This window comes from Streptomyces sp. NPDC049627 (genome assembly GCF_044465645.1).
Lineage (GTDB): Bacteria > Actinomycetota > Actinomycetes > Streptomycetales > Streptomycetaceae > Streptomyces.
This window is the reverse complement of the sequence record NZ_JBITLW010000017.1, coordinates 56,120-70,623: the sequence shown is the minus strand read 5'-3', so window position 1 is coordinate 70,623 and position 14,504 is coordinate 56,120. Positions and strand designations below refer to the sequence as shown.

The window sequence follows — 14,504 nt, the reverse complement described above, 5'->3', positions numbered from 1 at the left end:
GCACGGGTGGGCGCAGGCGGCACCCCGCAAGCGCGGGCGAGCGTCCCCATCCCGCGCCAGCCCAGACGTCGGTGCTCACATGGCCGACGGGTCCTGCGGCCCCCGCCCCGACAGCACTTCCCCATAGGCCTGCATCAGATCCGGCAGCCGAAGTGTCGACAAGTCGTCCCTCGTCAGTGCCCCCGGGTACGTCGACAGCCGCAGATCCCGATAAGCGCAGCTCTTCTCGTACAGCGTCCGCAGGAACCGCCCGTTGCCCAGCTCGTCGATCCACCCCTGATCGACCACGTGCCCGGCGATCGACCGCAACTCGTCCAGCGCCTCCTCGTCCCACACGTCCCCGTTCTCCGCGGCGAGCACCTCGCCGATCGAGGTGAGCTCAAGGGGCCGGTACGACGGGAAGTCCACCCGAGTGGTGAAGCGGGACGACAGCCCGGGGTTGGCGGCCAGCAGCCGGTCCATGCCCTCCGGATAGCCGGCGAGGATCACCACCAGGTGGTCCCGGTTGTCCTCGGCCCGCTTCAGCAGCACCTGCAGCGCCTCGTCGCCGTACGCGTCGCCCTTGCCGTAGCCGGAGTTGGAGAGCGAGTAGGCCTCGTCCACGAACAGGACGCCGCCGAGCGCGGAGTCGATGAGTTCGTTGGCCTTCACGGCCGTCTGGCCCAGGTACTCGCCGACGAGGTCGGCCCGCTGGGCTTCCACGAGATGGTCGCCGCCGAGGAGCCCGAGGGCGTAGAACACGCGCCCGAGGATGCGGGCGACCGTGGTCTTGCCGGTGCCGGAGGGGCCGGAGAAGACGAAGTGCCGTTTGGGCGGCTGGACCGGCAGACCCTGCCCGGCGCGCAGCCGGGCCATGTTCAGCTGGGCGGACAGCGCCTTGACCTGCCGCTTGACGGGTTCGAGCCCCACCATGCGCTCCAGTTCGGCAAGCGCCTCTTCGAGCAACTCGGGGTCGGTGGGCCCCGCGGGCAGCGGCTGCGACGGCACGGCCGTCTTCTCGCGCACCGCCGGATCGAGCACCGACGGCAGCGGACCGGTCGGCGGCAGGTCGGCGTCGGGCAGCCTGAGGTCCCGGCCCTCGGTGCCGAAGAGCGGATCCAGCCCGTCGGGGCCGTCCCCCGCGTCCTGCCCGATCCCGGTCAGGGTGATCGCCGCGAAGTCGTCGGTGTCGTCGTACCCGTCGCCCTCGGCGATCGCCGCGAGCCGGGCGGAGGTGTCCATGAAGGCGGGGTCGACGCGGTGCACGGCACGGTAGAGCGGTAAGGCGGCCGCGGACCGGCCCGTGCCCTCGTGCGCCCGGGCCAGCCAGTACCGCAGCTCCTTGCGCTGCGGCTGCTCGCTGCGGCACCGCATCAGCGCGGCCGAGAGCAGCGGCTCGGCCTGCCCGTACATCTCCAGCCGTACCCGCGCCATGCCGCCGAACAGACCCGCCTCGATACCGAGCATCGGGTCGTCGATCAGGGGATCGGTGTGCCGGACCAACTGCTCCCAGTCCTTGACCAGATAGGCGCGGCAGGCGTGCAGGAAGCGGACCTGATGGTCGGTGTCCACGGGCGGGAGCCCGGCCAGCGCCCGGTCCAGCTCCGGCACGTGCCGGCCGTCCAGCCAGTGCGAGGCGTGGGCCAACAGCAGGTCCCGCGGGCTCTCCAGGACCGGCTGCACCCACCAGCCCAGCCAGTACCAGGAGTTGAGGGTACGGCGGTGCCGGGCCCGCTGTTCCCCGAACCGGTCCCGGTGCCGGAACATCCGCAGCAGCGCGGTCGTCGTGTCGATGCGCAGCGCGTGCAGGCCGAGCCAGCCGTCGGCCATCCCGGGATCGATCCGCACCGCGGTGCGGAACTCCTCCTCCGCCTGTGGATAGGCCCCCATCGTGTAGGCATCCACACCTCGCAGCCAGGCGAGGTCGGCCGGGGCCTCGGGGCCCTGCATGCCGAAGTCCATCACGTCCCCCACAAACCGTGCCCCCGTCGGTTGACCGCCGGGCCGTCGCCCGGGGCCGCCTTGTTCGAACCGCCGTACCGCGGACCGGAGTTGCAACAGTGCGCAGAGCAGCCGTCCGTAGGTCGCACCGAGGGCATCGTACCTGCGAGAGCATGGCCCGCCCCAGGGTGCCGCACCGGCCGTTTGGCGAGGTGGGAGCGGATCGGGCGCACGGGCTCGGTGACCGAGGGTGAGCAAATGACGGCTCTCGGCGCCCGGAGGGAGAGTGTGAGGGCAGAACGAAGCCCCCGATCACGGGGGAACAACCGGGGGCTTCGCGTATGGGGCGACCTCGATCGGCCGCACATTCAGAACGTAAGACCTGTACGGCCCCCGGGTCAAGCCGAGTTGAAGCACTCCGGGAACTTCTCGCGCAAGGGTCTTCACAAGGTCAGCACATTGCGGATGAGTCGTCACGCTATGTGAGCGGCTGGTCCGGTCCAATCGTCCCGGCAGGCCCGGTGAGCACCTCATACCCCTTCTCGCACTGCCGAATCAGAAGGTCGGCGAACGGCCGGGACGGGTCGTCGGCGAAGTGCTTCAGCTCCGCCCTGACCCACCCGTCCCAGAAGTCCCGCTGCTCCGCCCCGTCCCGCGAGCGGCCGCGCGTCCAGGACTCCTCGTGCGGCAGTTCCATCCACAGCAGCTGGGCGAGATACGGGCGCAGCGCACGGCGGCCGGCGCCGACGCCCTCGACGACGATCACGGGGGCGGGCGGCACGGGCAGGGGTGGTCCGAAGCCGCGGGTCCGCCAGTCGTAGGGGGTGTAGTGGGCGGTCAGGCCCTGGGCGAGCGGTTCGATCACCTGGGCCAGCAGGCGATCGGTCCACTCGAACAGCTCGTCATGGCTGGCGATGTCGTCGAGGTGGAGCACCGGGGCGTCGCCCAGGGCCCGGGCCAACTGCCCGGCGAACGTGGACTTTCCGGAGCCGGCGTGCCCGTCGACCCCGATCAGGCGGACCGGGCCGCAGGACGGGGGGAGCCGGCGGAGCCGGGTGGCGAGGTCGTGAATCGTTTTTCCCGGGGTGGAGCAGCGATGGGCATATTTCGTTGGAACATTCTAGTAGAGGGATAAAGCGGTTGCCGGGGTGGGAGTCCGGGGTGAGATGAGAAAAGGTATCGCTTTGAACTAGACGGAGGTGTCCGACGGTTACCCGCAATGCCACCGAAAAACTCCGGCCGTCGCCGCGAAATGTGCGTTCCGGTTGAGTCCTGCGGTGAGTAAGGTGCTTGGTGTGCAACTGTGAGGTGCCGTAACGGGGATGGGCTGGGACAGATGGCCGCGGGGTTATTCGAAGGGCAGTATGTGTGGCATCCAGCGGCCGACGACCGTGCGCTCGCGAGCGTATGCGTCGATGTCCGGGCCGGCCGATGTCTGAGCGCCCGCGACGCCTTGGCCGAAACCCGCGGTGACTTCGGCCTGCGCGCCCATCGCTCCCTCGTGCTCGCCTCGGAGGCCGCCGACTCCGACCTCGTCGAGCGCTGGCTGGCCGAGGAGCCCGGCCCCGAGGCGGCACTCCTGTGGGCGCGGGTCGCCGTGCTGCGGGCGCTGCGCGCGGCCGACGCCCGCGACCCGCGCACCGAGGCGCTGGAGCGCATAGCGCTGGCCGCCTGCGACCGGGCCGCGTCGGCCGACCCCGCCGATCCCACGCCCTGGGTGGCGAAGCTGGCGATGGCGCGGCTGCACCGGCTGCGCGACCCGGCGCCGCGCGGGCTGCTCACGGCGCCGCCCGGGCCATGGCGGCTGTTCGCGCACATCCTCTCCCTCGACCCCTGGCACCGCGAGGCCCACCACCGCTTCCTGGCCTGCTTCTTCCCCCGGCACGGCGGCTCCGTGACCGCGGCCTGGGACGTCGCCGCCTTCCTCGGCCAGCGCGCGCCCGCCGACTCGCCCCTGCGCCTGCTGCCCCTGGTCTCCCTGGTCGAGTGCTACGACCCGACCCAACTCCTCGCCGACCGGGTCTGGGAGCAGCCGCAGTGGCGCTCGACCGCCCTGGTGATCCACGAGAACTGGCTGCCCGCGGTGGCCGAGTACCGGTTCACCCCCGTCCTCGACCTGGCCTACCTCGCACACGCCCTGGTCATGGGCCGACGGGAGGAGGAGGCCCGCGCCGTCTTCGCGGCCATGGGGCCGTACGCCTCCCGTATGCCCTGGTGCGTCTTCGGCGACCCGGCCGAGCAGCTGTCCCGGGCGCGCCGCGCCTGCGGTCTGCCCGTGCCGACCGCCTGACGCACCGCAACCCCCCACCGAGAGAAAGGTCCGACCGTGTCAGAACGGATATCGGCTTCCCGCGCCCGAGCGCACGGGGGAGCGGTTCCGGTCGAACTCGACGACGACGCGACCCTGCACGCGATGGGTTATCCGAGAAAACTCACGCGTCGTTTTCAGGCGTTCGACAATTTCGCCATCTCATTCACCATCATCAATATCATCTCGGGTATCTTCTCGGGATTCGGATTCGGTCTGAACGCGGGCGGTCCGAGTATTCTCGTCTTCGGCTGGATCGGCGTCTCCGTCATGGTGCTCTTCGTGGGAGCAGCGATGGCGGAAGTCGCCTCGGCCTATCCGACGAGCGGCGCGCTGTACTTCTCCGCCGGAAAGCTCGCCAAGCGGCACAAGGGCGCCTGGTCCTGGTACACCGGCTGGCTGAACTTCGTGGGGCAGGTCGGTGGCACGGCCGCCACCGGGTACGCCGCCGGGACCTTCGTACAGGCCTTCATCGCCCTGCAGTGGCCCTCGTACGAGCCGACCCCTCACCGGACGGTGCTGATCACGGCCCTGATCATCGTGGCGCAGGGGCTCGCCAACACCTACACGGTGCAGCTGGTCGCCGTACTCAACCGGATCTCCGTGTGGTGGCTGCTGAGCGGACTCGTGGTGATCGTGAGCGCGCTGATCATCATGCCCGAGCGTCACCAGTCGGCTTCCTTTGTCACGCATTTCGCGAACAACACGGGTTTCACGAGCGGCCTTTACGGCGGCATGCTCGGCCTGCTGGTCACGAGCTGGACCTTCACCGGCTTCGACGGCAGCTTCCACATGTCCGAGGAAACGGTCCGGGCGACGGTCAACGCGCCGAAGGGGATCACACGGGCGATCGGATACTCGGCGATCGCGGGGCTGCTGCTGATGCTCGCATTGGTCTACAGCATTCGTGACTACGACCGGGTGGCGAACGCCGACGCACCGCCCGTGCAGATCCTGATCGACGGGCTCGGAGTCGGCACCGCGAAGGTGCTGCTGTTGATCGTGATCGGCGCCATGCTCTTCTGCGGTCTCGCCAATCTGACCAGCAACACCCGGCAGATCTTCGCCTTCTCCCGGGACGGGGCGATGCCCGGCTCCCGCTGGTGGCACTCGGTCTCGCCCCGCACACGCACCCCCGTCAAGGCCGTGTGGCTCGCGGTCGCCTGCTCGCTGGCGCTCGTGCTGCCCGGCTGGTGGTCGCACACGGCGTTCACCGCCATCGTCAGCGTCAATGTCGTAGGGCTCTTCCTCGCCTACGCCGTCCCGATCCTGCTCAGGCTGCGGCTGGGCGACGACTTCCAGCCGGGGCCCTGGCACCTGGGCCGCTGGGGACGGCCGGTCGGGGTCGTCGCGGTGACCTGGATCCTGCTCAGCAGCGTCCTTTTCATGCTGCCGCAGGCCTCGCCGATCACCGCCGACTCCTTCAACTACGCGCCGGTCGCGCTGGCCGTCGTCCTGGCCGTGGCCACGGTGTGGTGGTTCGCCACCGCCCGCCGCCGCTTCCACGGCCCGGTCAGCTACGGCCGCCCCGACGAGGTCGCGGCCATGGACCTCGTCTGAGGAGCCGTCAACCGTCTCGGCGTACGTCGTGGCAGAGCCGTACGCCGAGACCCCGCTCGCTCGTCCACCCCCTCGTAGCGCTTCGGGGCGGACGGTCGCCCCAGGTCATGCCAGTGGTCGACACCAATATTCGTGGGCGCGTCAGGCTCCGAAGTGCTGGCAGACGCTCCCGCCTGCGGCCATAGTTGGCGGACAGCCGTGCACCGGACCTGCCCGACTCGGACACCTGGGGGTCTTCCGCCCATGAGCAGAGCCGAACAGCCGTCCCGCAGAACCGTCCTGGCCGTCGCGGTCGCCGCAGCCGTCGCCGGCAGCGCGGGCCCGGCCCTCGCCGACACCGGCGCGGATCCGGCCCCCGATGCCGTGGCCCCCGCCCCGACCCCGGCCCGCACCGTCGACAACCGCGCCTGGACCACGTACACCGACTGGCGCGGCGGCACCGCCCAGGGGACCCGTGCCGTGGCCGGTGCCCGCCCCGGCATCGTGATCGCCTCGCCCGCCGGCACCACCGACTACACCGACCCGCACACCGGCAGGACCGCCCGCTGGGAGTACGCGACCTGGACGTCCCCCGTCCACCGGCTCCCCGTCCCCGCGACCGAGGCCATCGCGTCCTGGAACGCCCACACCCCCGACGGCACCTGGCTCCAGATCGAGCTGACGGGCACCTACTCCGACGGCACCGCCACCCCCTGGTACGTGATGGGCCGCTGGGCGGCCGGCGACCAGGACATCAGGCGGACCTCGGTCGACGACCAGAGCGACGGCAAGAGCAGCATCTGGACGGACACCTTCGCGATCGACGAGCCGGCCACCGGGCTGCGCCTCACCTCGTACCGGCTGCGGCTGACCCTGTACCGCACGCCCGGCACGCAGCTCACCCCCAAGGTCTGGCGGGTCGGCGCGATGGGCTCCGACGTCCCCGACCGCTTCACCGTCCCGGCCTCCACCCCCGGAGTGGCCCACGAGCTGATCGTCCCGCGCTACTCGCAGGAGATCCACGCGGGCCAGTACCCGGAGTACGACAACGGCGGCGAGGCGTGGTGCAGCCCCACCTCCTCGCAGATGATCGTCGAGTACTGGGGCCGCGGGCTCACCCCGGAGCAGCTGGCCTGGGTCGACCCGTCGTACGCCGACCCGCAGGTCTGCCACGCGGCCCGGTTCACCTTCGACTACCAGTACGAGGGGTGCGGCAACTGGCCGTTCAACGCGGCCTACGCGGCCACCTTCGATGACCTCCGGGGCGTGGTCACCCGGCTCGGCTCACTCACCGACCTGGAGACGCTGATCGCGGCCGGCATCCCGGCCATAACGTCCCAGTCGTTCCTGAAGGGGGAGCTGACCGGGGCCGGGTACGGCACCGCCGGGCATCTGATGACCGTCATCGGGTTCACCGCCACCGGCGACGTGATCGCCAACGACCCGTTCTCGCCGAGCAACGAGGCCGTGCGACGCGTCTACAACCGGCGCGAATTCGAGAACATCTGGCTGCGGACCAAGCGCTACAACGCCAGTGGCAAGGTCGTCTCCGGCACCGGCGGTGTCTGTTACCTCTACTTCCCGGCGTGTCCGACACCGCGCCGGCGCGCGGCGCTCGCCGCGGTGGGGGTGCTGTGAGGTGAGCAACGTCTCCGCCGCGCCGGCCGCTCCCGGTGGCAAGGTGGGCATATGACCACGCACTCAGCCACGGTCGCCCGTGTCCGCACCGGTGGCCCCAAGGACGACGACGGCCCGAAGATCGTCGAGCACGTCATGGGCTGGACCCTCGTCGTGGTCGTCGCGATGCTCGTGACACAGCTCGGTCTTTTGTGACCTGACACACACCGGCCCCCTTGTCGGACATATGCCGACCCTGTTGTCCAGCGGTCCCCTCAGAGTCGATCAGACTCGAACGAGCAGCTGGTGAAGGTCTGCCATACTGCGGATGTCCCGCCGCCCGTTGGATAACAGGGTCGAAATTGAATATCAGTCAACAGCGCGACGTGGCCCGTCCCCGGGCCCGCAGCACCGAGCGTTCGGTGGCGCGTCGTGCCGAGCTCATCACCATCGGGCGCAAGCTGTTCGCCGACACGTCGTACGACGCGCTCTCCATGGACGACATCGCCCGGCAGGCCCATGTCGCCAAGGGGCTCATCTACTACTACTTCCAGTCCAAGCGCGGCTACTACCTGGCGATCATCCAGGACTCCGTCGCCGACCTGGTCACCTACGCGGCGAGCGGCATCGAGCTGGAGCCGGTGGACCGGGTCCACCGCACCATCGACAGCTATCTGCGCTACGCCGAGCACAACCAGGCCGCCTACCGCACCATCGTCAGCGGCGGCGTCGGTTTCGACACCGAGGTGCACGCCATCCGGGACGGCGTGCGGGAGGCGATCGTGGCGACCATCGCCGAGGGGGCGTACGGCCGCACGGACATCGCCCCGCTGGCCCGCATGGGCCTGCTCGCCTGGGTGTGCAGTGTCGAGGGCGCCGCCCTCGACTGGATCGACCGTCCCGAGCTCTCCCGCGACCAGATGCGCGAGCTGCTGGTGAAGATGCTGGGCGGCGCCATGCGCGCCGTCGAGGAGATGGACCCCGCCTACCCGACCCCGGAGCCCGCCCGCCGCGGCGGCTGACCCGACGCCCGACGCGACAGGACCTTGGGGCGGAGGCTCGTGGTCCCCCGCCCCAAGTCCCCTGTGAACCGGGCTAGTTGATCGCCTTGATCAGCTCGCCGCCCGCGGTGTCACCGCTCAGTTCCCAGAAGAAGGTGCCGCCCAGGCCCTGCTGGTTCTTGTACGTCATCTTGGTCGCGACGGTCGCGGGGGTGTCGTAGCTCCACCAGTTGTTGCCGCACTTGGCGTACGCGGTCCCGCCCACGGTGCCGGTCGCCGGGCACTTCGACTTGAGCACCTTGTAGTCCTCGATGCCCTGCTCGTACGTCCCCGCCGCCGGGCCGGTCGCCGTGCCGCCGGGTGCCGACTGGGTGACGCCGGTCCAGCCCCTGCCGTAGAAGCCGATGCCGAGCAGCAGCTTGGACGACGGGATGCCGAGGCCCTTGAGCTTGGCGATGGTCGCCGAGGTGTGGAAGCCGGCCTTCGGGATGCCGGGGTAGGAGTTGAGCGCCGAGTGCGGGGCCGTCGGGCCGGTCGCGTCCCAGGCGCCGAAGAAGTCGTACGTCATCGGGTTGTACCAGTTGACGTACTGCGCCGCGCCCGCGTAGTTCGCCGCGTCGATCTTGCCGCCGCTCGTGGCGTCGGCCGTGATCGCCGCGGTGACCAGGTTGCCGGAGCCGAACTTGGCGCGCACCGCGGCCATCAGGTTCTTGAAGGACTCCCGCCCGCTGGTGTCACACGTGGCGCCGCAGGCGTTCGGGTACTCCCAGTCGATGTCGATGCCGTCGAAGACGTCGGCCCACTTGGAGTTCTCGACCAGGTCGTAGCAGGACTTGGCGAACGCGGCCGGGTTCCGCGCGGCCTCGCCGAAGCCGCTCGACCAGGTCCAGCCGCCGAAGGACCACAGAACCTTCAGGCCGGGGTGCTTCTTCTTCAGTTCGCGCAGCTGGTTGAAGTTTCCGCGCAGCGGCTGGTCCCAGGTGTCGGCGACGCCGTCCACGGACTCGGCCGCGGTGTAGGTGCGCTCGGTCGCCGCGTAGGAGTCGCCCATCGCGCACTTGCCGCCGGTGACGTTGCCGAAGGCGTAGTTGATGTGGGTGAGTTTGGCGGCCGAGCCCGATGTCTCGATGTTCTTGACGTAGTACTTGCGGTCGTAGGTGCCCCATTCCGTGAAGTACCCGACGACCTTGGAGCCGGCGGCGAGCCGGGGCGAGGTGGCGGGTTCGGCGGTGGCGGTGCCCGCGCCGGCGAGCAGTCCGGCGCCGAGGACGGCCGCGCAGGCGGCGGACACGAGGGTCCTCAGCCGGGTGCGGGGGTGGTGCGAAGTGTGCATCGGGAGGTCTCCTCCGTGGGGGAGAGGGGAGCGTGCGCCGATTGGCATGAACGCGATGACGAGAAGCGCTCCGTCAAAGTAGGAGGACTAGACCAGTACGTCAATGGTTCGGACCAATTTCACCGCCGCGCGGACCAGCCGGGTGTGTCGCTGGATACTTCTTGAAGTAAGCGGTCGTTAACTGGTGACTCGATGTCCCCGATCGGGCATACTCACCGCAGAGCCGCTGGTCAGCAGCTTCCGCAACCCGGGAGCGGAGCACCTGACGGCATCCCGAGAGACCAGGCGGAGCCGCCCCACCCAAGGCGTGCGACCGCCGACGTTCCCGAAAGGGAGGAGAGCGTCGCCATGCCCGACCGCGCCCCGCAGCCGGTGGACCGTCAACTGCCCACGGACGAGGCCCGGGATCTGATCTCGCTCGTCCGCGACATCGCGCAGCGCGAGATCGCCCCGAAGGCGGCCGAGGAGGAGGACGCCGGACGCTTCCCGCGCGAGGTCTTCACCCTGCTCTCCGAATCCGGGCTGCTCGGCCTGCCGTACGACGCCGAGTACGGCGGCGGCGACCAGCCGTACGAGGTCTACCTCCAGGTCCTCGAGGAGCTCGCCGCGGCCCGCCTCACCGTCGGCCTCGGCGTCAGCGTGCACACCCTCGCCTCGTACGCCCTCGCCAGCTACGGCACCAAGGAGCAGCAGGTCGAGCACCTGCCCGCGATGCTCGGCGGCGGGCTGCTCGGCGCGTACTGCCTCTCCGAGCCGGCGTCGGGATCGGACGCGGCCTCGCTGCGCACCAAGGCGGTGCGCGACGGCGACGACTGGGTCATCACCGGGACCAAGGCCTGGATCACGCACGGCGGTATCGCCGACTTCTACACGGTCATGGCACGCACCGGTGAGGAAGGGCCGCGCGGGATCACCGCCTTCCTGGTGCCGGGCGACGCGGAGGGGCTGAGTGCGGCGGCGCCCGAGAAGAAGATGGGCATGAAGGGCTCGCCCACGGCCCAGGTCCACTTCGACGGCGTCCGCGTCGGTGACGACCGGCGCATCGGCGAGGAGGGCCAGGGCTTCGCGATCGCCCTGTCCGCGCTCGACTCCGGGCGGCTCGGCATCGCGGCGTGCGCGATCGGCGTCGCCCAGGCGGCGCTGGACGAGGCGGTGGCGTACGCGACCGAGCGCCGGCAGTTCGGCAAGCCGATCGCCGACTTCCAGGGCCTGCGCTTCATGCTCGCCGACATGGCGACCCAGATCGAGGCGGGCCGTGCGCTGTACCTGGCGGCCGCGCGGCTGCGCGACGCCGGCCGGCCGTTCGCCAAGCAGGCGGCCATGGCCAAGCTGCACTGCACCGACACCGCGATGCGGGTCACCACCGACGCCGTCCAGATCCTCGGCGGATACGGCTACACCGCGGACTTCCCGGCCGAGCGGTACATGCGCGAGGCCAAGGTCCTGCAGATCGTCGAGGGCACCAACCAGATTCAGCGGATGGTCATCGCCCGTCACCTGGCAGGTCCCGAAGGACGCTGAACTGACCACGCCTGACCTGCGGCGCCGTGAGCTCGATCCATTCCGGGTCATGGCGCCCGGGCAGGGTGCGGCCGCGGTCGGCCCACATACGCATCAGATCGCGGTAGATCGGGGGATCCGACTGCTGCGCGGGCGCAGGCGGAACCGTCCCTGCCGGCCGCGGAACGAAGATGCGGCGCTGCGACCCGGTCGCTGAATAGGTGGGGGGCATACCAGGGCAACGCGGAGCCAGGGGGACAAGTCACCGCCCACGGGAATCGGGCGTGAGTTCACGGACGTCCGGCCCCCTCTCTGGTCACCCGACACTGTCTGACGTACCGTCAGCCCAGCCGTCTCCAGGGAGGCTTGCCGTGGCCGACGACGACCGTCCCGTACCGCTGGACGAGTACCCGGTGCACCAGGTGCCGCTGTCCATGAAGTACGTCGCAACCAGCGACCGGAACGCCTACGACCGCTGCATCTTCCACGTCCTCGACCACCAGGGGCGTGCCCTGCTGATCCTGGGCCTCGGGGTGTACCCCAACGTCGGGGTGATCGACGCGTACGCGACCCTCAGGACCGGGGACACGCTGTACGCGGTGCGGGCGTCGGACGCGCTCGGCGAGGACCGGATGCGCCTGGCCGTCGGGTCGTTGCGGATCGAGGTGGGGGAGCCGCTGCGACGGCTCCGGCTGATCTGCGACGACGACGCGTTGTCGTACGACATCACCTGGACCGCCGGCTTCCCCGCCCTCTGGGAGCCCCATCACGTTCAGCGCCGCGGCGGCCGGCTCAGCCTCGAAGGGCGGCGCTTCGTCCAGGCGGGCGGCGTGGCGGGGGTCGTGCGCGCGGGTGGCCGGGAGTTCCGCGTCACCCCGGCCGAGTGGACCGGTACCCGCGACCGCAGCTGGGGGGTGCGCCCCATACCGGGGGAGGAGGGCGGGCGGTTCGCCGAGGAGCACCCGACCGAGGGCTTCCACTGGATCTGGTGTCCGGTGCGCTTCGAGGACCGGTTCCTGATGGTGATCGTGCAGGAGGACGCGGACGGATACCGCTCGCTGAGCGACGCGACGATGGTCCGCCCGGGCGAACGCGATCGCCAACTCGGGTGGCCCCAGGCCGAGATCACCTACCGCTCGGGCACCCGCCACCCCGAACGCGCCCTCATCCACCTCGGCGACGCGCGCAAGCCCCAGGAACTGGAGGTGGAGATCCTCACGTCGTCCCCGCTCGCCGTCGGCGCCGGCTACCCGCCCGCCGACGACTGGCAGCACGGCACCTGGCAGGGGCGCGGCTGGCGCGACCGTCGTACCTACGACCTCTCCGACCCCGCCGCCCATCCCCTCGCCGCGTACGGAGTCACCGACCACGCCGCCCGCTTCCGGCTGGACGGCCGGGTCGGCCACGGCATCTTCGAGCACGGTTCGTTCGGGCGGCACGACCCGAGCGGGTTCACGGACTTCGGCTCGGTAGCGCCATGAGGTCATGGCGCCGCCGGCGCAGAGAAGGCTTGGCGACACGGAGGGAGTCGGCCCCATGACCGCGGCACCTCGACCCCGTACGACGACGCGCGACCCGGACGAACTCGCCCGCCGCCTCACCGACTGGCTCGACACCCGGCTGCCCGGCGCCAAGGCCGCCGGCGTCAGCGTCCCCACCTCGAACGGCATGTCCAGCGAAACCCTGCTCTTCGACATCGAGCACCCTCAAGCGCCCGTCCGCGCCTGCGCGCTGCGGCTCGCGGCGGATCCGGCGGCGTACACGGTGTTCCCGGAGTACGACATGCCCCGGCAGTACCGCACGATGCGCCTGGTCGCCGACCGCTCCGACCTCCCCGTGCCGAAGGTGCAGTGGCTGGAGGAGGACCCCGGCCCCCTGGGGGCGCCCTTCTTCGTCATGGAGCGCGTCGAGGGGCGCGTGCCGCCGGACGTCATGCCGTACACCTACGAGGGCAACTGGCTGCACGCGGCGGGCGACGCCGAGCGCGCTCACCTGGAGGCGGCCACCATCGGGCTGCTGGCCCGGCTGCACGACCAAGTCCCGGCGCAGGAGGCCCACTTCCTCACCCTGCCCGGTGACGGGGACGCGCTGCGGAGGCATGTCGCCGCCCAACGCGCCTACTACGCATGGGTGGTTGACGGACTCGCCCGTTCACCGCTGATCGAGGACGCGTTCGACCGCCTGGAGGAGCTCTGGCCCCGAGATCCGGGCACGCCGGTGCTCAACTGGGGCGACGCGCGCCTCGGAAACGTCGTCTACGACGGTTTCGAACCCGCGGCCGTCCTCGACTGGGAGATGGCGGCACTGGCCCCGCGCGAGGTCGACCTCGGCTGGACCGTCTATCTGCACCGCTTCTTCCAGGACCTGACGGTCGCCTTCGGGCAGCGCGGACTCCCGGACTTCCTGCGCCGCGACCGGATCGAGGCACGCTATGCCGAGCTCACCGGCCACACCCCGCGTGACATGGACTTCTACACGCTGTACGCCGCCCTGCGGCACGCCGTCGTCATGCTGCGGATCGCCTACCGCCAGGTGCACTTCGGTGAAGTCGCCGTCCCGGCGGACCCGGACACACTGATCCTGCACCACGGCAGCCTGCGAGCCATGGTGCAGGGCAGCTACTGGGATTGAGCGACGCGGCCGGTGCGGAGTGCGCTCAGGCGGCGTCGCGGCGCATCACGGGGACCCTGATGGGGCGCGAACCCGGGCCACCGACGTGCGAGAAGGGCTGCGTCCGCCAGTCGAGACCCTGAGGGAGCGTCAACAGCAGGGCGGTGTCCTGCTCCTGGGGCTCGGCCGACTCGTCGGCGGAACGCGCGTCGGAGGCCCTGCGGCCCGTACCGGCGCAGACCGTGAGCCCGAACGGGTTCCACGGCGAGGCGCACAGCGCGTGCTCCGGCAGGACCTCTTCGTCCGCCAGCAGGGCGATGGGCTGCGCGCAGTCCGGGCAGATGACCCGGTACATCTCGAAGGTGTCGTAGGCGTCGAGCTCGTCGTCGAAGTCGTCGGGTTCGACGCCCTCCGGAGCGGGCTCGACAACCGGCTGAAGGCGCTTGGGCGCGGTACGACCAGGGCGCTTAAGACTCTGCATGGGATTCTCCCCCTCGGGCTGGGCCGTGAAGGCGCTGCGGCCTCGACCACAGCAAGCACTTCCCGCCCGATCTCGGCGCTAATCACGGGCACATCACGGAGCCTGTTCGAGGCCTGTGGCGTTCGTCACATGCCGCCCGCAGGTGCCTGGCGCCGCCGCTCTGTCCCTCAGGTGGCGCACAGAGTTCCCGCGGCC

At 70.5% G+C, this 14,504-nt stretch carries 12 protein-coding genes; 8 read left to right on the top strand and 4 right to left on the bottom strand.

Going from position 1 to position 14,504, the window contains the following annotated elements; genetic code table 11:
- Positions 1–75: 75 nt before the first annotated feature.
- A complete protein-coding gene (locus tag ACIBU0_RS37435; RefSeq protein ID WP_398827667.1) occupies positions 76–1,941 on the bottom strand; it encodes an AAA family ATPase in 1,866 nt (621 codons plus the stop codon).
- Positions 1,942–2,398: 457 nt separating this feature from the next.
- Positions 2,399–2,992, bottom strand: coding sequence for a uridine kinase (locus ACIBU0_RS37430; protein ID WP_398827992.1), 594 nt, complete (start codon positions 2,990–2,992; stop codon positions 2,399–2,401).
- Positions 2,993–3,256: 264 nt separating this feature from the next.
- Between ACIBU0_RS37430 and ACIBU0_RS37425 the strand changes: the two genes are divergently transcribed.
- The 5 genes from ACIBU0_RS37425 (at position 3,257) to ACIBU0_RS37405 (ending at position 8,406) form a co-directional block, all read left to right on the top strand.
- Positions 3,257–4,210 (top strand): hypothetical protein, encoded by a 954-nt coding sequence (locus tag ACIBU0_RS37425; RefSeq protein WP_398827665.1) that lies wholly within the window; start codon positions 3,257–3,259, stop codon positions 4,208–4,210.
- Between the two features lie 36 nt (positions 4,211–4,246).
- Positions 4,247–5,788 carry an amino acid permease gene (locus ACIBU0_RS37420; protein ID WP_398827663.1) on the top strand — a complete coding sequence of 514 codons (1,542 nt, stop codon included), beginning with the start codon at positions 4,247–4,249 and terminating at the stop codon, positions 5,786–5,788.
- Positions 5,789–6,031: 243 nt separating this feature from the next.
- Complete coding sequence (locus ACIBU0_RS37415) at positions 6,032–7,405, top strand: peptidase C39 family protein (RefSeq protein WP_398827661.1); 1,374 nt, start codon at positions 6,032–6,034, stop codon at positions 7,403–7,405.
- A 51-nt stretch (positions 7,406–7,456) separates the two neighbouring features.
- On the top strand, positions 7,457–7,600 hold the full coding sequence (locus ACIBU0_RS37410) for an SCO1431 family membrane protein (RefSeq protein WP_398827659.1): 144 nt from the start codon (positions 7,457–7,459) through the stop codon (positions 7,598–7,600).
- A 146-nt stretch (positions 7,601–7,746) separates the two neighbouring features.
- Entirely contained in the window at positions 7,747–8,406 is a 660-nt protein-coding gene (locus ACIBU0_RS37405) for a TetR/AcrR family transcriptional regulator (RefSeq protein WP_398827657.1), read from the top strand.
- A gap of 73 nt (positions 8,407–8,479) precedes the next feature.
- On the opposite strand, the gene ACIBU0_RS37400 is transcribed toward ACIBU0_RS37405, so the two are convergent.
- Positions 8,480–9,718, bottom strand: a complete 1,239-nt coding sequence (locus tag ACIBU0_RS37400) for a glycoside hydrolase family 18 protein (RefSeq protein ID WP_398827655.1) — start codon at positions 9,716–9,718, stop codon at positions 8,480–8,482.
- A gap of 348 nt (positions 9,719–10,066) precedes the next feature.
- Here ACIBU0_RS37400 and ACIBU0_RS37395 point away from each other — a divergent pair, with 348 nt between their 5' ends.
- From ACIBU0_RS37395 to ACIBU0_RS37385, 3 genes are all read left to right on the top strand, one after another.
- Positions 10,067–11,239: an acyl-CoA dehydrogenase gene (locus ACIBU0_RS37395; RefSeq protein WP_398827653.1), complete on the top strand. Its 1,173-nt coding sequence runs from the start codon at positions 10,067–10,069 to the stop codon at positions 11,237–11,239.
- 413 nt (positions 11,240–11,652) lie between these two features.
- Positions 11,653–12,699 (top strand): hypothetical protein, encoded by a 1,047-nt coding sequence (locus ACIBU0_RS37390; protein WP_398827990.1) that lies wholly within the window; start codon positions 11,653–11,655, stop codon positions 12,697–12,699.
- 55 nt (positions 12,700–12,754) lie between these two features.
- On the top strand, positions 12,755–13,849 hold the full coding sequence (locus tag ACIBU0_RS37385) for a phosphotransferase family protein (RefSeq protein ID WP_398827651.1): 1,095 nt from the start codon (positions 12,755–12,757) through the stop codon (positions 13,847–13,849).
- 25 nt (positions 13,850–13,874) lie between these two features.
- On the opposite strand, the gene ACIBU0_RS37380 is transcribed toward ACIBU0_RS37385, so the two are convergent.
- On the bottom strand, positions 13,875–14,309 hold the full coding sequence (locus ACIBU0_RS37380; RefSeq protein ID WP_398827649.1) for a hypothetical protein: 435 nt from the start codon (positions 14,307–14,309) through the stop codon (positions 13,875–13,877).
- Positions 14,310–14,504 lie beyond the last annotated feature (195 nt).

Bases quoted from the DNA above. Each gene is read 5' to 3' on its own strand.
- ACIBU0_RS37435 (WP_398827667.1), bottom strand. From the start codon at position 1,941: ATGGACTTCGGCATGCAGGGCCCCGAGGCCCCGGCCGACCTCGCCTGG.
- ACIBU0_RS37425 (WP_398827665.1), top strand. From the start codon at position 3,257: ATGGCCGCGGGGTTATTCGAAGGGCAGTATGTGTGGCATCCAGCGGCC.
- ACIBU0_RS37415 (WP_398827661.1), top strand. From the start codon at position 6,032: ATGAGCAGAGCCGAACAGCCGTCCCGCAGAACCGTCCTGGCCGTCGCG.
- ACIBU0_RS37410 (WP_398827659.1), top strand. From the start codon at position 7,457: ATGACCACGCACTCAGCCACGGTCGCCCGTGTCCGCACCGGTGGCCCC.
- ACIBU0_RS37400 (WP_398827655.1), bottom strand. From the start codon at position 9,718: ATGCACACTTCGCACCACCCCCGCACCCGGCTGAGGACCCTCGTGTCC.
- ACIBU0_RS37395 (WP_398827653.1), top strand. From the start codon at position 10,067: ATGCCCGACCGCGCCCCGCAGCCGGTGGACCGTCAACTGCCCACGGAC.
- ACIBU0_RS37390 (WP_398827990.1), top strand. From the start codon at position 11,653: ATGAAGTACGTCGCAACCAGCGACCGGAACGCCTACGACCGCTGCATC.
- ACIBU0_RS37385 (WP_398827651.1), top strand. From the start codon at position 12,755: ATGACCGCGGCACCTCGACCCCGTACGACGACGCGCGACCCGGACGAA.
- ACIBU0_RS37380 (WP_398827649.1), bottom strand. From the start codon at position 14,309: ATGCAGAGTCTTAAGCGCCCTGGTCGTACCGCGCCCAAGCGCCTTCAG.